Annotated in this window: 21 protein-coding genes; 12 read left to right on the forward strand and 9 right to left on the reverse strand. The window is 61.1% G+C overall.

The window, feature by feature from the left end:
- Positions 1-43: 43 nt before the first annotated feature.
- From lnt to OIU37_RS17385, 6 genes are all read left to right on the forward strand, one after another.
- A complete protein-coding gene (gene lnt / locus OIU37_RS17360; RefSeq protein WP_264258143.1) occupies positions 44-1,648 on the forward strand; it encodes an apolipoprotein N-acyltransferase in 1,605 nt (534 codons plus the stop codon).
- A 152-nt stretch (positions 1,649-1,800) separates the two neighbouring features.
- Entirely contained in the window at positions 1,801-2,217 is a 417-nt protein-coding gene (locus tag OIU37_RS17365; RefSeq protein WP_064648423.1) for a helix-turn-helix domain-containing protein, read from the forward strand.
- A gap of 178 nt (positions 2,218-2,395) precedes the next feature.
- Complete coding sequence (gene metK / locus OIU37_RS17370) at positions 2,396-3,634, forward strand: methionine adenosyltransferase (RefSeq protein ID WP_168314615.1); 1,239 nt, start codon at positions 2,396-2,398, stop codon at positions 3,632-3,634.
- An 8-nt stretch (positions 3,635-3,642) separates the two neighbouring features.
- Positions 3,643-4,344, forward strand: coding sequence for a tRNA (guanosine(46)-N(7))-methyltransferase TrmB (locus OIU37_RS17375; RefSeq protein ID WP_180693967.1), 702 nt, complete (start codon positions 3,643-3,645; stop codon positions 4,342-4,344).
- 255 nt (positions 4,345-4,599) lie between these two features.
- Positions 4,600-4,866, forward strand: coding sequence for a DUF2277 domain-containing protein (locus OIU37_RS17380; protein WP_180693968.1), 267 nt, complete (start codon positions 4,600-4,602; stop codon positions 4,864-4,866).
- Positions 4,867-4,967: 101 nt separating this feature from the next.
- On the forward strand, positions 4,968-5,456 hold the full coding sequence (locus OIU37_RS17385) for a GNAT family N-acetyltransferase (protein ID WP_180693969.1): 489 nt from the start codon (positions 4,968-4,970) through the stop codon (positions 5,454-5,456).
- 215 nt (positions 5,457-5,671) lie between these two features.
- Here OIU37_RS17385 and OIU37_RS17390 read toward each other — a convergent pair whose 3' ends face one another.
- Both OIU37_RS17390 and OIU37_RS17395 read right to left on the reverse strand, forming a co-directional pair.
- Positions 5,672-5,929, reverse strand: a complete 258-nt coding sequence (locus OIU37_RS17390) for a DUF1150 family protein (RefSeq protein WP_003544838.1) — start codon at positions 5,927-5,929, stop codon at positions 5,672-5,674.
- A 47-nt stretch (positions 5,930-5,976) separates the two neighbouring features.
- Positions 5,977-6,402, reverse strand: coding sequence for an Hsp20 family protein (locus tag OIU37_RS17395; protein WP_171601836.1), 426 nt, complete (start codon positions 6,400-6,402; stop codon positions 5,977-5,979).
- 278 nt (positions 6,403-6,680) lie between these two features.
- Here OIU37_RS17395 and OIU37_RS17400 point away from each other — a divergent pair, with 278 nt between their 5' ends.
- Entirely contained in the window at positions 6,681-7,625 is a 945-nt protein-coding gene (locus OIU37_RS17400) for a nucleoside hydrolase (RefSeq protein ID WP_264258144.1), read from the forward strand.
- Between the two features lie 41 nt (positions 7,626-7,666).
- Here OIU37_RS17400 and grpE read toward each other — a convergent pair whose 3' ends face one another.
- Positions 7,667-8,299 carry a nucleotide exchange factor GrpE gene (grpE, locus tag OIU37_RS17405; protein ID WP_003544834.1) on the reverse strand — a complete coding sequence of 211 codons (633 nt, stop codon included), beginning with the start codon at positions 8,297-8,299 and terminating at the stop codon, positions 7,667-7,669.
- A 108-nt stretch (positions 8,300-8,407) separates the two neighbouring features.
- The gene (hrcA, locus tag OIU37_RS17410; RefSeq protein ID WP_003556035.1) at positions 8,408-9,496 is read right to left on the reverse strand and encodes a heat-inducible transcriptional repressor HrcA; all 1,089 of its coding nucleotides are present in this window, start codon (positions 9,494-9,496) and stop codon (positions 8,408-8,410) included.
- Between the two features lie 128 nt (positions 9,497-9,624).
- Between hrcA and rph the strand changes: the two genes are divergently transcribed.
- Genes rph through hemW form a run of 4 tightly spaced genes read left to right on the forward strand, consistent with a single transcriptional unit; the run spans position 9,625 to position 12,623 of the window.
- On the forward strand, positions 9,625-10,344 hold the full coding sequence (rph, locus tag OIU37_RS17415; protein ID WP_011650181.1) for a ribonuclease PH: 720 nt from the start codon (positions 9,625-9,627) through the stop codon (positions 10,342-10,344).
- The gene (locus tag OIU37_RS17420) at positions 10,341-10,766 is read left to right on the forward strand and encodes a VOC family protein (RefSeq protein WP_180693971.1); all 426 of its coding nucleotides are present in this window, start codon (positions 10,341-10,343) and stop codon (positions 10,764-10,766) included. The genes rph and OIU37_RS17420 overlap by 4 nt, the downstream gene beginning before the upstream one ends.
- On the forward strand, positions 10,767-11,411 hold the full coding sequence (gene rdgB, locus OIU37_RS17425) for an RdgB/HAM1 family non-canonical purine NTP pyrophosphatase (RefSeq protein WP_180693972.1): 645 nt from the start codon (positions 10,767-10,769) through the stop codon (positions 11,409-11,411). It abuts the gene before it with no gap.
- A 9-nt stretch (positions 11,412-11,420) separates the two neighbouring features.
- Complete coding sequence (gene hemW, locus OIU37_RS17430) at positions 11,421-12,623, forward strand: radical SAM family heme chaperone HemW (protein ID WP_180693973.1); 1,203 nt, start codon at positions 11,421-11,423, stop codon at positions 12,621-12,623.
- A 68-nt stretch (positions 12,624-12,691) separates the two neighbouring features.
- Here the strand turns inward: hemW and OIU37_RS17435 are convergent, their stop codons facing one another.
- The 5 genes from OIU37_RS17435 to mutM all read right to left on the reverse strand — a co-directional run bounded on the left by OIU37_RS17435 (position 12,692) and on the right by mutM (position 18,614).
- Positions 12,692-13,774, reverse strand: coding sequence for a saccharopine dehydrogenase family protein (locus OIU37_RS17435; RefSeq protein ID WP_180693974.1), 1,083 nt, complete (start codon positions 13,772-13,774; stop codon positions 12,692-12,694).
- Between the two features lie 241 nt (positions 13,775-14,015).
- Positions 14,016-15,566 (reverse strand): chromosomal replication initiator protein DnaA, encoded by a 1,551-nt coding sequence (gene dnaA, locus OIU37_RS17440; RefSeq protein ID WP_180693975.1) that lies wholly within the window; start codon positions 15,564-15,566, stop codon positions 14,016-14,018.
- 859 nt (positions 15,567-16,425) lie between these two features.
- Complete coding sequence (gene rpsT, locus OIU37_RS17445; RefSeq protein WP_003544819.1) at positions 16,426-16,704, reverse strand: 30S ribosomal protein S20; 279 nt, start codon at positions 16,702-16,704, stop codon at positions 16,426-16,428.
- Between the two features lie 192 nt (positions 16,705-16,896).
- A complete protein-coding gene (locus tag OIU37_RS17450) occupies positions 16,897-17,670 on the reverse strand; it encodes an enoyl-CoA hydratase (RefSeq protein WP_180693976.1) in 774 nt (257 codons plus the stop codon).
- Between the two features lie 38 nt (positions 17,671-17,708).
- Positions 17,709-18,614, reverse strand: coding sequence for a bifunctional DNA-formamidopyrimidine glycosylase/DNA-(apurinic or apyrimidinic site) lyase (mutM, locus tag OIU37_RS17455; protein WP_264258145.1), 906 nt, complete (start codon positions 18,612-18,614; stop codon positions 17,709-17,711).
- A gap of 149 nt (positions 18,615-18,763) precedes the next feature.
- Between mutM and ubiE the strand changes: the two genes are divergently transcribed.
- On the forward strand, positions 18,764-19,540 hold the full coding sequence (ubiE, locus tag OIU37_RS17460) for a bifunctional demethylmenaquinone methyltransferase/2-methoxy-6-polyprenyl-1,4-benzoquinol methylase UbiE (protein ID WP_180693978.1): 777 nt from the start codon (positions 18,764-18,766) through the stop codon (positions 19,538-19,540).
- Positions 19,541-19,580: the final 40 nt, after the last annotated feature.

The following is a 19,580-nucleotide window of genomic DNA, read 5'->3' on the forward strand; positions in this document are numbered from 1 at the left end:
AAAGACTGCGAATGGGTTGATTCGCGGTTTGATGGGAGTGCGCATGGAGCGGCTTGCGGACAGGGTTATCCTCGTCTGGGGTTTCAAACGGTCGCTGCTGGCTATGGCCGCCGGGGCATTCGCGGTCCTGGCGCTGCCGCCCATCGGCTTTTTCGCGGCGATGTTCGTGTCCTTCACGCTGCTCGTCTGGCTGATCGACGGGGCGGCGGCTTCGCCTGAAAGCGGCCTGATCGGCAGGCTGTGGCCGGCGTTTGCCACCGGCTGGCTGTTCGGCTTCGGCTATTTCGTCGCCGGCCTCTGGTGGCTCGGCCATGCGCTGTTGGTCGATCAGGAAGAATTCGCCTGGGCGCTGCCGCTGGCAATCCTCGGGCTGCCGGCCTGTCTTGCGATCTTCTACGGCCTGGCGGCCGCTCTTGCGCGCATCGTCTGGTCTGATGGCATGGGGCGGATCGCCGCGCTTGCGGCAGGCTTCGGGCTGATGGAATGGCTTCGAAGCGTGATCTTCACCGGCTTTCCCTGGAACGCCATCGGCTACGGCATCATGCCGGTTCCGCTGATGATGCAGTCGGCGCATGTGATCGGGGCAATGGGCGTGACGGCCCTTGCCGTCTTCGTCTTTTCTGCGCCTGCCCTTGCCGGAACACGGCAAGGGGCGCGGACGGGCATCGCGCTCGCCGCCCTGCTATTTGCTGCCCATCTCGGTTATGGCGCCTATGCTCTCCATCTCGCGCCGCGGCCGGACACATTGCCTGAGGACAAGCGGCCGGTGGTGCGGCTGGTGCAGCCGGCGATCGACCAGACAGAGAAAATGGATAACGACGTCGACCGCGCCGCGATCTTCGAGACGCATCTGAAACTCTCGGCTGAAGCGCCGAAGAATGGCGGGCGCAAGCCCGATATCATCATCTGGCCGGAAACTGCGATCCCCTTCATCCTGACCGACAATCAGGATGCGCTGACGCGGATTGCCGATACGCTCGACGACAATCAGATCCTGATCGCCGGCGCCGTTCGCGCCGAGGAGATGGGACCAGGCACGCCGCCGCGCTACTATAATTCCATCTACGTGATCGATGGCCGCGGACAGATCATCGCCGCGTCCGACAAGGTGCATCTGGTGCCCTTCGGCGAATATCTGCCCTTCGAGGACGTGCTCACCGAATTCGGCATCCAGAATGTCGTCGAAATCCCGGGCGGCTTTTCGGCCGCGGCAAGCCGGCATCTGCTGGCACTGCCCGGCGGGCTCAATCTCTATCCGCTGATCTGCTACGAGATCATTTTTCCCGGCGAAATGACCGGTGACATAAAAGACGCCAACGCGATCCTCAATATCACCAACGATGCCTGGTTCGGCACGACGCCCGGCCCCTACCAGCATTTCCAGCAGGCCCGCGTGCGGGCTGTTGAAACCGGCCTGCCGCTGATTCGCGACGCCAATAGCGGCATTTCAGCGCTGGTGAATGCGCATGGGGAAATTATTGCGGGCCTCGATCTTGGAGCAACCGGCTTCGTCGATGCAACGCTCGATAGTATCAGCACTGGAGTCGGAACGACATTCCCCCGGCAAACATACTTCTGGTTGACCGAGGCGCTGCTGTTTTTGATTGCGCTAATTTCTCGCAGAGGTTTTATTTCCGGGTTGAATTGACCAAAAACCCCTAAAATTGCATAGTGATGTCAATCGGCGTTCTTAACGTATGTTTGAAGGTGGGTTCCTCACCGCTTGCAACGTGGCGTTTTGGGATGGATCAGGGGCATGCCGGTTAGAAACAGGTTGAAATTCTTAGCTAGGGCACGACCATGATTGAAAACAAGAAGAAGCCTAACCCGATCGACATCCATGTTGGCAGCCGTATTCGCCTCCGCCGTACAATGCTGGGCATGAGCCAGGAAAAGCTTGGCGAAAGCCTTGGCATCACCTTCCAGCAGATCCAGAAATACGAAAAGGGCACCAACCGCGTCGGCGCAAGCCGTCTGCAGAACATCTCGAACATCCTCAATGTTCCGGTGTCGTTTTTCTTCGAGGACGCGCCCGGCGAACATTCCACTGCCGGCGGCGGCATGGAAGCTTCCAGCTCGAATTACGTCGTCGATTTCCTGTCGTCCTCGGAAGGACTGCAGCTCAACCGCGCCTTCGTCAAGATTTCCGATCCCAAGGTTCGCCGCAAGGTCGTGGAGCTGGTGAAGGCGTTGGCCGCTGAAGCCGACGCCGACTGAACCAAGACAAGCGCAGAATTCGAAAGGCGGTCGAAAGGCCGCCTTTTTTGCGTTTTTAGGGCAAAATTTGTCACTTTGCCGCAGATATAAAGATATATTTATGTCCTTCTGCGCTTGTCATCGGCCCTCGAACTGAGTACCTACTAGCTGGCTTTTATTCTTTGAGGGGAATCCCGAAATGCGCGCGAATTATCTCTTTACCAGCGAGTCTGTTGCCGAAGGTCATCCGGACAAGGTCTGTGACCGCATCTCCGACGAGATCGTCGATCTGGTCTACCGCGAAGCGGCCAAGACCGGCGTCAATCCATGGGGCGTGCGCATTGCCTGCGAAACGCTGGCGACGACCAACCGCGTCGTCATCGCCGGCGAGGTCCGCCTGCCGCCGAGCCTGATGAAGAAGGACAAGGACGGCAAGGACGTCATCAACCCGTCGAAGTTCAAGGCCGCCGCCCGCCGCGCCATCAAGGATATCGGCTACGAGCAGGACGGCTTCCACTGGAAGAAGGCCAAGATCGACGTGCTCTTGCACTCGCAGTCGGCCGACATCGCGCAGGGCGTCGATAGCGCCGCCGACCAGCAGGGTGACGAGGGCGCCGGCGACCAGGGCATCATGTTCGGTTATGCCTGCCGCGAAACGCCGGACCTGATGCCGGCCCCGATCTATTATTCCCACAAGATCCTGCAGCTGCTCGCAGTTGCCCGCAAGAAGGGCGACGGCGAAGTCGCCAAGCTCGGCCCCGACGCCAAGAGCCAGGTGACCGTGCGTTACGTCGACGGCAAGCCGTCGGAAGTAACCTCGATCGTGCTTTCGACCCAGCATCTCGACGAGAGCTGGGATTCGAAGAAGGTCCGCGCCGTCGTCGAGCCCTATATCCGCGAAGCGCTCGGCGAGCTGAAGATCGCTGACGATTGCAAATGGTACATCAACCCGACCGGCAAGTTCGTCATCGGCGGACCGGACGGCGATGCGGGCCTCACCGGCCGCAAGATCATCGTCGACACCTACGGCGGTGCCGCTCCGCATGGCGGCGGTGCATTCTCCGGCAAGGACACGACGAAGGTCGACCGTTCGGCCGCCTATGCCGCCCGCTATCTTGCCAAGAACGTCGTCGCCGCCGGCCTTGCCGACCGCTGCACGATCCAGATCTCCTACGCGATCGGCGTCGCCCAGCCGCTGTCGATCTATGTTGACCTGCACGGCACCGGCAAGGTTACGGAGGATCAGATCGAGGCAGCGATCCGCAAGAACATGGACCTTTCGCCGACCGGCATCCGCCGCCATCTCGACCTCAACAAGCCGATCTATGCCAAGACCTCTGCTTATGGCCATTTCGGCCGCAAGGCCGGCCGCGACGGCTCGTTCTCCTGGGAGCGCACCGACCTCGTGAAGGCGCTCAAGGAAAGCGTGAAGGCCTGAGATAAAGCATGACGGATATGGAACGCCGCGGCCGGGCGACCGAAGCCTTCTTCGGTCGCCGCAAGGGCAAGGCCCTGCGCGAACAGCAGGCCGAGACGCTGAACAGTCTCTTGCCGGCATTCCTGATCAATCTCTCAGCGGCTCCCCCGGAGCCGCTGACATCCCTCTTCCCGGTTCCCGTCGAAAGATTACGGCTGGAAATCGGTTTCGGCGGCGGCGAGCATCTGATCCACCGCGCGCTGGAGAGGCCTTCGACCGGCTTCATCGGCGTCGAACCCTTCGTCAATTCCCTGCAGAAGCTGCTGTCGCGCATAGGCGAGACGGGTGCCTCCAATATCCGCGTTTACAATGACGACGCGACGCAGCTGCTCGACTGGCTGCCGGACGGCTCACTCGATCAGATCGATCTGCTCTATCCCGATCCCTGGCCGAAGCGGAAGCACTGGAAGCGGCGTTTCGTCTCGAAAACCAATCTCGACCGCTTTCATCGCGCGCTGAAGCCCGGCGGCCTATTCTGCTTCGCCTCCGACATCGACACCTATGTAAACTGGACGCTGATCAAATGCCGCGACCATGGCGGTTTCGACTGGATCGCCGACAATGCAGCCGATTGGCTGACCCCCTATGAGGGCTGGCCGAGCACACGTTACGAGGCCAAGGCCCGCCGCGAGGGCCGGTCTTCGGCCTATCTGACTTTCAGGAAGATCTGAGGCTGGCGGCAAGTCGGCGAACACGCCGTGATGTTCATCGCTGCGAACAATCGCGTGGGACGCTTGCCTGATGAATTTCCGGCATCCGGATCTAGAATAGCTAAAGCCGACAACAGACCGGACTGAACGAGCTGCGCCCTCACTTGCGGCGCGCAGAGTTCCGCCGATGGACCGGTTGCCATTAGCGCTCACGCGACTATTTTCTGTGCTGGCCACCCTCCTCTCAGATGGAGAGACAATGACCGGGAGCAAGTCATGTGCCGAAATATAAAACCCCTGTTCAATTTCGATCCGCCAGCGACGGACGACGAGGTCCATGATGCCGCGCTCCAGTTCGTGCGCAAGGTGAGCGGAACGACGAAAGCGTCGAAGCGCAATGAGGTCGCATTCGAGCGCGCGGTCAATTCGATCGCGGCATGCGCCCGTGAGTTGCTCGATTCGCTGGAAACGTCTCAACCTCCTCGTGATCGCGAAGAGGTAGCGGCAAAGGCCCGCGCGAGATCGGCGGTTCGGTTCGCGTAAGAGAGCCCGTCGCGCGCGGGAGATCTCAATCAAGCCTCGAGTGGCCTACCTGACGGCTTTCGGCCCAGACTCACCGTCGCACAATCTGCTAGAGTGATCTAATGTTCGCGACCAATCCGTACGAGTTTCGCAGAGCAACCCTGGATGATCTCGCTTTACTGAAGGCCTGGCGGTCGAACCCGCATGTCCTGGAATGGTGGGGTTCTGGTGAGCCGTATGGTGAAGCAGAACTGGTTGATCCTCGGGTGGCTCGCTGGATCATTTCAATTAACGAACGGCCATTTGCGTTCTTGCAGGACTACACGGTCCACGGATGGGAAGATCACCATTTTGCCGGCCTTCCCAAAGGGTCGCGGGGAATTGATCAATATATCGGAGACCCCGAAAGGGTCGGCGTTGGACATGGTTCAGCGTTTATCGGAATGAGGATGCAGGCTCTTTTCGATGAGGGCGCACCTGTGATCGCGACCGATCCGCATCCAGACAATGAACGGGCGATAGCCGTCTACAAGAAGTTGGGGTTCGAACCGTCTGGACCACCCCAACAGACCGGATGGGGTTTGATCTTACCAATGCTGGCGACGCGGTAAGCAGAATGGATGCAACGGCAGCAAAGACTGCATAGTTGCCATAGCTCTATAAGGCTGGTGCAGATGCTGCCGAATCCTGGAATTTTCAACGTCATCGCGCATAAGGCGTCGAAAGAGCTACGCGCATATGTCGCGACATCCGTCCCGACCGCAGCGAAATCGAATAGAGCGACCGTGCACCGCAAGCAGTGAAACGCGACAGACGGTCTTGACGGTCAGTGCAGGCTGACCGTCTTCAATTCGTCCTCGGCAGCCTTGAAAAAGGTGCTGGAGCGGTTGTCCGTCAAAAGGATCGGCGTGCCGTCGGCGCCGAAGAGTGCCCAGAGATCGACGTTCGGATCGATATCCGGCGCTTCGGGAAAGCACTTGGCGACCTCATCGGTCCGCATTTTTCTGATATAGGCGACCTCGCCGTTGCCGATGTGGGCAAGCTCGGATTTGGTCAAGTGAGACGTGGCTTCTTTCATCAACATTCCTGTTCCTCCGGGAGAAGGGACCAACGGTTCGACAAACCGTTGTGCTACTGTGAGACCGAAATGTTAATTTTCTTGACCATGCGCGCGGGTTCCGGACGAATTAGATCGACGGAGAGCAGGCCGTTCTTCAGGGCCGCACCCAGCACCTGCATGCCGTCCGCAAGAACGAAAGTCCGCTGGAACTGACGGGCGGCGATGCCGCGATAGAGATAGTCCCGCTCGCCCTGTTCCACTTGGCGCCCGCGGATCACCAACTGGTTCTCCTCGGTGGAGACGTCGAGTTCCTCCTCGCTGAAGCCGGCCACGGCAAGGGTGATGCGCAGACGTTCCGGCGCGCCGCTGTCGGCGGCGATACGTTCGATATTATAGGGCGGATATCCGTCGCTCGCCTTGGAAATGCGCTCCAGCGTCTTTTCCATGGCATCGAAGCCCAGAAGCAGCGGACTGGCGAAAGGGGTAATGCGGCTCATCTCTTTTCAAGTCCTTGATGCAAGCGACCATCCCGGACCTTAACGGCAGCATCCGGATGGCGCTAATATGGGGAGAGGAGCCCGGCGCTGCAAGGCATCGGACGCGCCGCGCCGGCGTCACCTCTGATTTTAAGGCGATGGCGTCAGGCTCTTTCCTTGACAAAGCGCCTGCTGCCTCGCATCAAAACATGCCCGCGCGGATTGTGCTGATTTGTGACGGGACGTGAAGAAATCGGTGCATGCCCGATAACACGCAGTGCGAGGATGGAACGATCGGAATGGCAAGCGCAAGAAAGATCATCATCGACACGGATCCCGGTCAGGACGACGCGGCCGCCATCATGCTTGCCTTCGGCAGCCCTGATGAGCTGGAGGTGCTTGGAATCACCACAGTTGCCGGCAATGTGCCGCTTTCGCTCACCAGCCGCAATGCGCGCATCGTCTGCGAGCTCTGCGGCCGGACTGAGACGAAGGTTTTCGCCGGCGCCGACGCGCCGATCGCCCGCAAGCTGGTGACCGCCGAACATGTGCACGGCAAGACCGGCCTTGACGGTCCTGATCTCAGTGAGCCGACGATGGCGCTGCAGCCCGGCCATGCCGTCGACTTCATCATCGAGACGCTGCGCCGCGAGCCGGAAGGCACGGTGACGCTGTGCACGCTCGGGCCGCTCACCAATATCGGCATGGCCTTCCAGAAGGCGCCCGACATCGTCCCCCGCATCCGCGAACTGGTGATGATGGGCGGCGGCTTCTTCGAGGGCGGCAACATCACGCCGGCGGCCGAGTTCAACATCTATGTCGACCCCGAGGCCGCCGATATCGTCTTCCGCTCAGGCGTTCCAATCGTGATGATGCCGCTCGACGTGACGCATCAATTGCTGACCCGCAAGGACCGGGTGAAGCGCATGGCCGAGATCGGCACGGCGCCGGCAAAGGCCATGGTCGAGATGCTGGAATTCTTCGAACGCTTCGACATCGAGAAATACGGCTCCGACGGCGGGCCGCTGCACGACCCGACCGTCGTCGCCTACCTGCTGAAGCCGGAGCTTTTCAACGGCCGGGACTGCAATGTCGAGATCGAGGTCCAGTCCGAACTTACCGTCGGTATGACCGTCGTCGACTGGTGGCACGTGACCGAGCGCACGCGCAATGCCAGGGTCATGCGCCATGTCGATGCGGACGGCTTCTTCGATCTGCTGGTCGAACGCTTCGCCCGCATCTAAAACTTCGGTTTCCCTTCCTCGCGAGGAGGAAGGAAACGATCTCAGGCGTCCTTTTCGTCGAAGACGGAATTGGTTTCGGCTTCGGCCGGCTTGGGGCCGCCCTTGGCGACGCCGACCATGGCCGGGCGCAGCACGCGCTCGCCGATGGTGAAACCGGCCTGCACGACCTGCACGACCGTGTTGTTCGGCACGTCCGGGTTCGGCACCTCGAACATCGCCTGATGGAAATTTGGATCGAACTTCTGGCCAACCGGCTCCAGTTTGCGAACGCCGTGGCGCTCGAGAGCCGACAGCATGGCACGCTCGGTCATCTCGACACCCTCGATCAGCGTGCTCAGGCCGGCGTCTGCTGCAGCCTTTGTCTCCGGAGGGATGGCATCAAGCGCGCGGCGCAGATTGTCGGACACGGCGAGCATATCGCGGGCAAAACCCGCGACGGAATAGGACTTGGCATCCTTTACCTCGCGCTCGGTGCGCCGGCGCAGATTGTCCATCTCGGCAGCAAGGCGCAAATAGCGGTCGCGCAGCTCGCCGTTTTCGGCTTTCAAAAGCTCGATCGGGTCCGGCTGGGCGGGCTCTTGCTGCGCAGTTTCGTTCTCGACGTAGGCGGCAGCGTCGGCTGCGGCATCGGCCGCAGTTGCGTCAGGTCCGTTTTTCGTCGTGTCATCGGTCATGACGGTCTCCGGTTGGTGTCTTCAGATGCGCCCGATATCGAGGTTTGACCGAAAAAAATCAAGTCTGCGTGACAAAGAAGCGAAAATTCCGCGTGCCTGGCAGTTGCGTCAAAGCTGATTGCGCGAAAGGCGGGAGACGAGCTGGGCCGTATAGTCCACCATCGGCACGATGCGGGAATAATTGAGCCGCGTCGGGCCGATGACGCCGACGGCACCGACGATGCGATCGTCGTCGTCACGATAGGGCGCGACGATCAGCGACGAGCCGGACAGCGAGAAGAGCTTGTTTTCCGAGCCGATGAAGATGCGCACACCCGAACCGCTTTCGGCGAGATTGAGGATCTCGATCAGGCTGTCCTTCTTCTCGAGATCGTCGAACAGCAGGCGCAGCCGGTCGAGATCCTCGGCGCCGGCGAGGCCTTCGAGCAGGTTGGCGCGGCCGCGGATGATCAGCTGCGTCGGCTTTCCCTCGTCCGGGCTGCCGGCCCAGACAGCAATGCCGCGCTCGACCAGATCGCGCGACAGGGCATCGAGCTCGTGGCGGACGTCGTCCTTCAGCCGGCTTAGTTGTTTGCGGAGCTCCGGCAGGGTCTGGCCGGACATATGGGCATTGAGGAAATTCGCCGCCTCCGTCAGCTGTGAGGAAGTGACGCCCGCCGGCAGCTCGATGATGCGGTTTTCCACCTGATCGTGATCGCCGACGAGCACGGCCAGCGCCTTTGTCGGTTCGAGCCGGATGAACTCGACATGTTTCAGCACCGGATCGCTTTTCGAGGTGATGACGAGGCCGGCGCCGCGCGAAATGCCGGATAACATGCGGCTTGCCTCGTTCATCATCGATTCGACGGGATTGCCGCCGCTTTCGGCACGCACCTGACGGTCGATGTTGGCGCGTTCCTCGGCGGAGAGATCGCCGACCTGCATGAAGGCATCGACGAAGAAGCGCAGGCCGATCTGGGTCGGCAACCGGCCGGCGCTGACATGCGGCGAATAGATCAGGCCGAGCTCTTCGAGATCGCTCATGACGTTGCGCACCGAGGCCGGCGACAGCGACATCGGCAGGATTCGGGACAGGTTGCGCGAACCGAGCGGCTCGCCGCTTTCCAGATAACCTTCGACGATGCGACGAAAAATTTCCCGGGAGCGCTCGTCCAGCGCAGCTACGGCATCCGAAACCGACGTCGACCTGATGCCCATGAAGCTTTCGAACCCGCGCTGATGATACTTCCCGAAAATATAGTCAAACTAACACCCGTGGCAAAAGGGAATTTGCAAATGAGCGCCGCCAATCGTAGAAGCGGTCAAATAAACCCCAGGAGATAAGAATGCGGCCTTCAGGCAGAAAAATCGACCAGATGCGCAAGGTCTCGTTCGAGCGCAATTTTTCCAAGCATGCGGAAGGCTCCTGCCTGGTGAAGTTCGGCGATACGCATGTGCTCTGCACGGCGAGCCTCGAAGAAAAGACGCCGCCATGGCTGCGCAATACCGGCAAGGGCTGGGTCACGGCCGAATACGGCATGCTGCCGCGGGCGACCGGCGAACGTATGAAGCGCGAAGCCGCCGCCGGCAAGCAGGGCGGCCGTACCCAGGAAATCCAGCGGCTGATCGGTCGGTCGTTGCGCGCCGTCGTCGACCTGCAGGCGCTCGGCGAACGGCAGATCACGCTCGATTGCGATGTCATCCAGGCCGATGGCGGCACGCGGACAGCGTCGATCACCGGCGGCTGGATCGCGCTTTACGACTGCCTGAAATGGATGGAAAGCCGCAACATGATCAAGGTCGATCGGGTCCTGAAGGATCATGTCGCCGCCATTTCCTGCGGTATCTTCGCCAGCCAGCCGGTGATCGATCTCGATTACCTCGAGGATTCCTCGGCCGAGACCGATGCGAACTTCGTCATGACGGGCACCGGCGGGATCGTCGAGATCCAGGGCACGGCCGAAGGCACGCCGTTCAGCGAGGGCGAATTCACCTCGCTGATGCAGCTTGCCAGAAACGGCATCGGCGAACTGGTGGCGCTGCAGAAGCAAGCCGTCGAAGGATGAACCCCATGCTGGAAGGCATGTTGGAAACGGCGCTCTATGCGCGGGATCTCGACCAGGCGGAGGCGTTTTACGAAGACGTTCTCGGACTGGAAAAGATCGCCCGCGCCGCCAACCGGCATGTCTTCTTCCGCTGCGGGCCTGGCGTTCTGCTAATCTTCAACCCGGAGGAAACGGTGAAGCCGCCGGCGCCGGAAGCACTGCAGGTGCCGCCGCACGGCACGACCGGCCAGGGCCATGCCTGTTTCCGGGTGTCCGGCAGCAATATCGACGCCATGGCCGAGAAGCTGGCGGCGGCGGGTGTGGCGATCGAATCCGAGGTGCACTGGCCGAACGGCGGCCGCTCGATCTATTTCCGCGATCCGGCCGGCAACAGCCTGGAATGCGCAGAGGCTAAAATCTGGGGCATCGAACAGGATATCTGAATGCGCAAGCTTGAAACCAAGACCATCGTCGTCGCCAGCCACAATGCCGGCAAGATCCGCGAGATCCAGGAACTGATCGGGCCGCTCGGCTTCACTGCCAAATCGGCGGCGGAGTTGAATTTCGTCGAACCGGATGAGACCGGCACGAGCTTCGAGGAGAATGCGACGATCAAGGCGGTCGCCTCGGCCAATGCCGCCGGCATGCCGGCGCTTTCAGACGATTCCGGACTGGTGGTCGATGCGCTTGGTGGCGATCCCGGCGTCTACACCGCCAACTGGGCGGAGAGGGCCGACGGCACGCGCGATTTCGACATGGCGATGGCCAAGGTGGAAAAGGCGCTGCAGGATGCCGGCGCGACAACGCCGGAACAGCGCACGGCGCGTTTCATCAGCGTGCTCTGCCTTGCCTGGCCGGATGGGCACACGGAACTGTTCCGTGGCGAGGTGGAAGGCAGCGTCGTCTGGCCGCCGCGCGGCACACTGGGCTTCGGCTACGATCCGGTCTTCCAGCCCAAGGGCTACGACATCACCTTCGGCGAAATGAGCGGCGAGGAAAAACACGGCTGGACCGTCGGCAAGCCGCAAGCGCTGTCGCACCGGGCCCGCGCTTTCAAACTCTTTGTCGAAACCTGCCTGGAGGCATAAGGTCTGTCCGTGGGCACATCAGACACGCCAAGCCTGCTGCGCGATGCAGCACTTTTGCCCGATACCGGTGAGCCGGGCTTCGGCGTCTATGTGCATTGGCCCTTCTGCGCGGCCAAGTGTCCCTATTGCGACTTCAACAGCCATGTGCGCCACCAGCCTGTGGATCAGGAGCGCTTTACGGCCGCCTTCCTGACGGAGATGGCTGCAGTCCGGGCGATCAGCGGGCCGAAGACGGTGACGAGCATATTCCTCGGCGGCGGCACGCCCTCGCTGATGAAGCCAGAAACGGTCTCGGCCATTCTCGACGGCATTGCACGGCACTGGCATGTGCCTGCCGGCATCGAGATCACCATGGAGGCCAACCCTTCGAGCGTCGAGGCCGAACGCTTCCGCGGCTACCGGGCGGCCGGCGTCAATCGCGTCTCGCTCGGCGTGCAGGCGCTGAACGACCGGGATCTGAAATTCCTCGGCCGGCTGCATGATGTCGCCGACGCGCTGAAGGCGATCCGGCTGGCGCGCGACATTTTTCCGCGCATGTCCTTCGACCTGATCTATGCCCGGCCGGAGCAGACGGTCGAGGAATGGGAAAAGGAACTGAAAGAGGCGATCTCCTATGCAGTCGACCATCTTTCGCTCTATCAGCTGACCATCGAGGAAGGCACGCCCTTCTACGGTCTGCACAAGGCCGGCAAGCTGATCGTGCCGGATGGCGAGCAATCGGCGCTGCTCTACGAGGCGACGCAGGAGATCACCGCACGCGAGGGCATGCCGGCCTACGAGGTTTCCAATCATGCCCGGCCGGGTGCTGAAAGCCGGCATAACCTGACCTACTGGCGCTACGGCGATTATGCCGGCATCGGCCCGGGCGCCCACGGCCGGCTGACGCGTGGCCCGGAAAAGCTCGCGACGGCGACCGAGCGCAAGCCGGAAGCCTGGCTCGACATGGTCGAGCGCGACGGGCACGGCATTCTCGACGAGGAGCGGCTCGGCTTCGAGGAACAGTCCGACGAATTGCTGCTGATGGGGCTGCGGCTCAGAGAAGGCGTCGATCTTGCCCGCTGGCAGCAGCTTTCGGGCCGCGACCTCGACCCGAAACGCGAGGAATTCCTGCTCGAACACAAATTCATCGAGCGGATCGGCAATTCACGCCTGCGCTGCACGCCGTCCGGCATGCTGATCCTCGATTCCGTCGTCGCCGATCTCGCCTGCTGACACCCATACGGTGCGTGGATTTGCAGCGCGGCGACATTGAACATCACCGCCGCGCAAGAAGGCATGTCTCAGCCGTGGCTGGTGGCACCCGCCTTGAAGAGGCTGCCGGTCGGTGTCTTCAAAAACATCTCCAGCGGAATATGCTCCTGGTGCAGGAAGCCGGTCGCCGGCAGCAGGCCGTCGCGGACCATCTCGATGACGGCGACGACGGAGGCTGACGTCGTCCAGGCGATCGCCGTGCGGCGCGCCCCGGCAATCTCGATCGGGTAATAGGCGCGCACGAACTCCTTGCGGCGCAGGCTGCCATTCTCGGTGCCTTCGGCGGCGACATGGACATAGACGACATCGTCTTCAACCGGCGGCTTGGCATTGGTCAGGATCTCGCCGGCGAGCTTGCGCTTGTCGCGCATCAAAAGCTCGTGGAAGAAGAAGTTCATCAACTCCATATGGCCGGGATAACGCATGGTCTTGTAATCGAGATTGTCGATCTTGCCGAGCATGGTATCGCACATGGTGCCAAGTCCGCCCGACGTCGTGAAGGCTTCGAGCTTCACACCGCCGACATAGACGGTCTCGTGCCATTCCATCGGCGAGACGAGCTTGCGCACACCGCCCTCAATGACCTCGCAGTCGTTCAGATATTCGTTGACGACGCCCTCAGGCGACCAGTTGAAGGCATAGCCGAGCAGCCCGGTCGGATGCTGCGGCAAGGCGCCGACGCGCATGCGGATCGACCGGCAGCGATCGAAGCCGTCGGCCAGGCTTGCGCCGACGATGCCGACGAAACCCGGCGCCAGGCCGCATTGCGGCGCCATCAGGCCGCGGGCGGTCTTCGACAGCTCGATGATGAAATTGGTTGTGGGAACGTCTTCGGTCAGATCGAAATAATGGATGCCGGCAAGGTGGGCGGCGCGCGCCAATTCGATGTTCAAATGATAGGGCAGACAGGAGAGCACCGCCTCGACACTCGAGAGCAATTCGCCGATCACCTGCGGGTCGGAGATATCGCCGGTGCGGCACTTGAAGGGGACGTCGCTCAGCGGCAATTGCGCGTCGACCCCGATGACCTCGAAGCCGCCTTCATGCAACAGCGTCGCCGCCAGCCGTCCGACCTTGCCCAGGCCGAGAACGGCGATCTTTTCAAAACTCATTCATTCCTCCCATGCGCCGTTTTGGCCCTTCAGTCTTTGACATGCACGTCATGCGCGGGAGATATAGAATAAAAAACTTATAAAGGAAAACGGCCGGAATCGCTTCCGGCCGTGGATTTTTCGGAAAAACTAAAGCATGTCGCGCAAAAGTGTGCAGCGGTTTTGCGACAACGACATGCGTAAAAACAAAGACCTAAAGCGCGACAAGCGAATCTGAAAGATCGCGACGCGCTTTAGTCGATTATTCGTTGATCAGGCGCTTCAGAAGCTCGACTTCGTGCGAAAGCTTGGTGTCTCCCGAAATCAGCTCCTCGATCTTGCGCACCGCATGCAGCACGGTCGTGTGATCGCGTCCGCCGAACCGGCGGCCGATCTCCGGGAAGGAGCGCGGCGTCAGCGTCTTCGACAGATACATGGCGATCTGGCGCGGCTTGACGATGACGCGGGTGCGGCGGTTCGACACCAGTTCCTGGCGCGAAACGTTGTAGTGCCTTGCGACGATGCGCTGGATATCCTCGATGCGCACACGGCGCGGCTCGCCGGAGCCGACCAGATGGGCGAGCAGTTCGTCGACGCGTTCGATCGACAGGTTCGGCTCGAAGGAGCGGCGGAAGACCAGCTGGTTGAAGGCGCCTTCGAGTTCGCGGCCGCTGGCCGTGACGTTGCGGGCGACATGCTGGAGCAGTTCGGCCGGAATTTCGAGCGACGGATCTTCGAGCCGGGCGACAGCCAGGCGACGCTTGAGGATTTCGAGACGCATCTCGTAATCCGGCGCGTCGAATTCGATCGCCACACCGCCCTGCAGGCGCGAGCGAACGCGGGGGTCGAGCGACTCCAGCTCCCAGGGCGCACGGTCGGCGGCAACGACGACCTGCTTGGCGCTGTCGAGCAGCATGTTCAGGAGATGGCAGAATTCATGCTGGATCATCTTGCCCTGCAGGAACTGCATGTCGTCGATGATCAAGAGATCGATGTTGCGCAGCGAATCCTTCAGTGTCAGCGCATCATTGTCGCGGATCGCGGTGGCGAAACGCCACATGAAATATTCGGCCGTCAGATAGACGACGCGCAGAGCCCTGGGGTTCTGCACTGCTGCATTGGCGACCGCCTGCAGCAGGTGGGTCTTGCCGAGGCCGACGGACGAATGGATGAAGAGCGGGTTGAAGCGCACGGCGCCCTGACCAGCTTCCGCAATCGTCTTTGCAGCCGCAAGTGCGACCCGGTTCGAGCTGCCTTCGACGAAGGTGTCGAAGGTGAAGCGGCTATCGAGCGGCGAACCGAAGAGCGGCGAGCCAAAGCTTGCTGGCCTTGCGGCGGCAACAGCCGAAACCGCCTGCTGGACGGCCTGACCGGCCGGCTGCGCGCTTGTCGGGCGGCGCATCTGCGCGGGGGCGGCTGGTTCCGGCGCGACCGCCTCATCGAGCGCCTTGGTGCCGTGGCGCGTTGCCGTGCGCACCAGGACTTCGATTTTCAGAATTTCCGGATCCTCGGCCTGGAACAGACCGGTGATGAGATCGAGATAACGATTGTTGATCCACGACTTCAGGAAGGTCGTAGGAACCGAAAGGCGAACCACGCTCTTCGATACCGAATGCAGCTTCAGCCTGGCAAACCAGCTGGCATAGACGTCAGGACCGACCTGGGCCTTCAAGCGCGCGCTAACGCGCTCAAACAAAACGCTCTGCTTCATTTCCGCCTTTGCTTCGCCCGCTTCGAGGCGAATGGAGCCGAACGCTTGCGGTGCCGCATCCCCATTGTCGAGCCCGCCCGTCGTCATCGTATTCATCTGCATAATGCCGCCTTTCAATTCCACCGGGCGGCATCCGCTAAAACAGCCGCCCGATCATTCCCCGCTTTGGCGGGCTGACGGATCCTCATGAGCCGCTCGCCTGCCGGTTCACTCAAAACACTGGTCCCTCAATGGGACCGACGCAGAACTCCGTTGCAGGGGCCGCAATCATGCGGCAACCTTCATCGGCTTTCCGTGTCAGGCTGGCAGTCGAACCTCGTTTTCGGCCAACCAGCCCGAACGCAATATTACTTTAACCTTCTCCGGCGGCCTCGCCTTAAACGTGTGGCCACTGAAGGCACAAAACATCCCCGCTCCGTAACAGCCACGTTACGGCCCAAATCCGTCGAGTGCTTGAAAAAACGGAAGCGCAGGGCTCCGTAACAAAAGGCACAAACTCATCGCCCTGCCGACGTGGCAGTTAAAACCGAGCCTCTGCAGGTGATGTCCGCGCCCTCTGTTGAAAGCCATTTAGGCAGGATCAAAAGGCAATATCAACGATGAATTTTACGCAAAATTAACAAGCGGCCATTGACTCCGGCTGCCCTTTTCGGGCGTCACACCAGCGTCAAAAAAGAATCGCAGTTGAATCAAAGAGATTCCCCGTTCGGGCTATTTTGACACGCATTGAAAGAAAAAAAAATAAAATCCTCTTGACTCGCCTATGGTCCCGGAAGCTGGGGGCAGAGTCGCGCAGTGTAAAAGCATCCTTGCGCAAGCCATTGTTTCAAAACGCTTTTTCCTGTCATGGCGCTGACACGAAACAGTCGTGAGATTAACCATGCAGGGGCTGATCGGTTGAATCGAAAAAGCCCGGTAAAATTACCGGGCTAATCATAAAGAAGAAGTCCTTAACGGAAGATTACGCGGTCGTGGTGACCGAAAGAGCCTTCACACGAGCGGCCAGGCGCGAGACCTTGCGCGATGCCGTGTTGGAATGCAGCACGCCCTTGCTGGCGGCGCGGGCAAGCTCGGGCTGAGCCGCCAGGAAAGCTTCCTTCGCCTTGGCGGCGTCACCGGATGCGATGGCCTCTTCGACCTGGCGAACGAAAGTACGAACGCGCGAGCGACGAGCCTTATTGACGTCGGTACGGCGGGCGATCTTGCGGGTCGCTTTTTTCGCCGAAGTTGTATTGGCCATGGATGCCTCTCTCAAGAATTCGAACAAACTCCGCCATTACCGCGGGCCCTGCGGCCACAAAATCCAGCAATGCGGGAGCAATCGCGGAAAACCAAACCGGCTTTCCGAACCGTGGGCGGGCATATAACTCTAAAGCCGGCCCACGTCAACGCGGATTTTCAAGCTTTACTACCGGCAAGCGCCTAAAAGCATTCAACGGTGCGTAAAAGCAGGTTTGCGCTTCTCGACGAAGGCCGCCATGCCTTCTTTCTGGTCTTCCGTGGCAAAGAGACTGTGAAACAGGCGGCGCTCGAAACGCAATCCCTCCTCCAGCGTCGTCTCGAATGCGCGGTTGACCGCCTCCTTGGCCATCATCACCGAGGGGCGCGAAAGCGAAGCGATCTTTTCGGCTGCGGCAAAAGCCTCGTCGAGCAGGCGATCGGGCGCCACCACACGCGAAACGAGTCCCGATCGTTCGGCTTCCGCCGCATCCATCATCCGGCCGGTCAGGATGAGATCCATCGCCTTCGCCTTGCCGACGGCGTGCGTCAGCCGCTGCGAGCCGCCCATGCCGGGAATGACGCCGAGGGTGATTTCCGGCTGGCCGAACTTCGCCGTCTCCGAGGCGATGATGAAATCGCACATCATGGCGAGCTCGCAGCCGCCGCCGAGCGCAAAGCCGCTGACGGCAGCGATCACCGGCTTGCGGGCCTTAGCGACCTCATCCCAGCCGCTGATGAAATCACTCTTATAGATATCGGCGAACTCAAGCGGCTTCATCTCCTTGATATCGGCGCCGGCGGCAAAGGCGCGCTCGGAACCGGTCAGCACGATCGCCCCGACCGTCTCGTCGGCGTGGAAGGCGGCATAGGCCTCTCTCAGCTCCTTCAGGACGGTGGAGTTCAGCGCGTTCAGCGCCTGCGGGCGGTTCAGCGTGACGAGGCCGACATTGCCTCGGGTTTCGACAATCAGGGTCTCATAGGCCATGCTGTTCTCCCGGTTTCTCACTCTTGCTTCTGGCAGGCTTACTTCTGGCAGGTGGCGCAATAGAAGGTGGAGCGACCCGCCTGGACGATGCGGCCGACCGTACCGCCGCAGCCGGGCGTGCGGCAAGCCTGACTTTCGCAATCATAGACGGAGAAGGAATGCTGGAAATAGCCGAGCGATCCGTCGGTCTGGATATGGTCGCGCAGCGACGATCCGCCGGCGGCGATCGCATCGGCGATGACGTCGCGGATCGAGGCGACGAGCAGCTCGAGCTGCGCCTTCGGCCGGCCAGTCGCCGTCACCAGCGTGCCGGCGGCGCGGATCGGCGAAAGATGCGAGCGCCAAAGCGCTTCGCAGACATATATATTGCCGAGGCCGGCAATATTCTTCTGGTCAAGCAGCGCGCTCTTCAGCGGCTGCGCCTTGTCCCGAAAGCGTTCGGCCAGATAGGCGGCGCTGAGCTCGTTTCCCGTCGGCTCCGGGCCGAGATCGCGGAAAAAGGGATGGGCGGCGAGATCGGCGCGTCCCACCATATCCATGAAGCCGAAACGGCGCGGATCGTTATAGACGACGCGGCGGGGGCCGCTGGCCGCTTGCAGATGGAAGACGACGTGATCGTGCTTCTCGTCCTTCGAGCGGGCATGGTGGAATTCGCCCGGCATGCCGGAGGCAGCCCCCTCCTCGATGTGGCCCTCCTCAATTCGGAAGGAACCGGACATGCCGAGATGCGAAATCAGCGTGTTGCCGTCGTCGAGATCGACCAGCAGATATTTGGCGCGACGGCCAAGGCTGACGATGGTGCGGCCGGAAACCCTGTCCGCGAAAGCATCGGGAAAGGGGAAGCGCAGATCGCCGCGGCGCAGCTCCAGCCTGGTGACGCGCGTGCCCTCCATCGCCGGCGTCAGGCCGCGTTTCACCGTTTCGACTTCTGGCAATTCCGGCATCTTAACCCATCTATCTCTAACGTGTTTCAACCGACGACGATGTGCGCTATAGCGCCAGTGTGCCGCGGAAAACGCGGCCCATAGATAACGTCGCGCGCGGTCTTTCGCTATGGCCGTCGCGCCCGAATCTTCAGGAACGGAGCAGTCTGATGTCAGAAAGCCGCACTTCCGCCGATGGCGGTATGGAGACCTCCTACGGCTTCCGCGAGGTGCCTGACGGCCAGAAGCAGGGCCTGGTCAACCAGGTGTTCCACAAGGTCGCCAAGCGCTACGACATCATGAACGACGTCATGTCGATGGGCATGCACCGCGTCTGGAAGGATGCGATGATCTCGGCGCTGAACCCGCGCAAGGAGGCTGGCTACAAGGTGCTCGACGTTGCCGGCGGCACTGGTGATATCGCCTTCCGCATCGTCGAGGCGTCGGGCAGACAGGCGCATGCCACGGTGCTCGACATCAACGGTTCGATGCTCGGCGTCGGCGCCGAGCGGGCGGAAAAGAAGAAGCTTTCCGGCAATCTCACCTTCGTCGAGGCGAATGCCGAGGAACTGCCTTTCGAGGCAGGCAGCTTCGACGCCTATACGATCGCCTTCGGCATTCGCAACGTGCCGAGGATCGATGCGGCGCTGTCTGAGGCCTATCGCGTCTTGAAGCGCGGCGGACGGTTGCTGGTGCTGGAATTTTCCGAAGTCGATATGCCGCTTCTCGACAAGATCTACGACGCCTGGTCGTTCAACGCCATTCCGCAGTTCGGCAAGGCGATCACCGGCGATGCCGAACCCTACCAATATCTGGTGGAATCGATCCGCAAGTTCCCGAACCAGGAGAATTTCGCGGCAATGATCCGCCAGGCCGGCTTTTCGCGCGTCACCTTCACCAATTATACCGGCGGCATCGCCGCACTCCATTCCGGCTGGAAGCTCTGACGCATGACGCCGAAAAGTGTAGAGCGGTTTTCGAATAGCG

This window comes from Rhizobium sp. BT-226, assembly GCF_025847085.2.
In the GTDB taxonomy this organism is placed as follows: Bacteria; Pseudomonadota; Alphaproteobacteria; order Rhizobiales; family Rhizobiaceae; genus Rhizobium; species Rhizobium sophorae.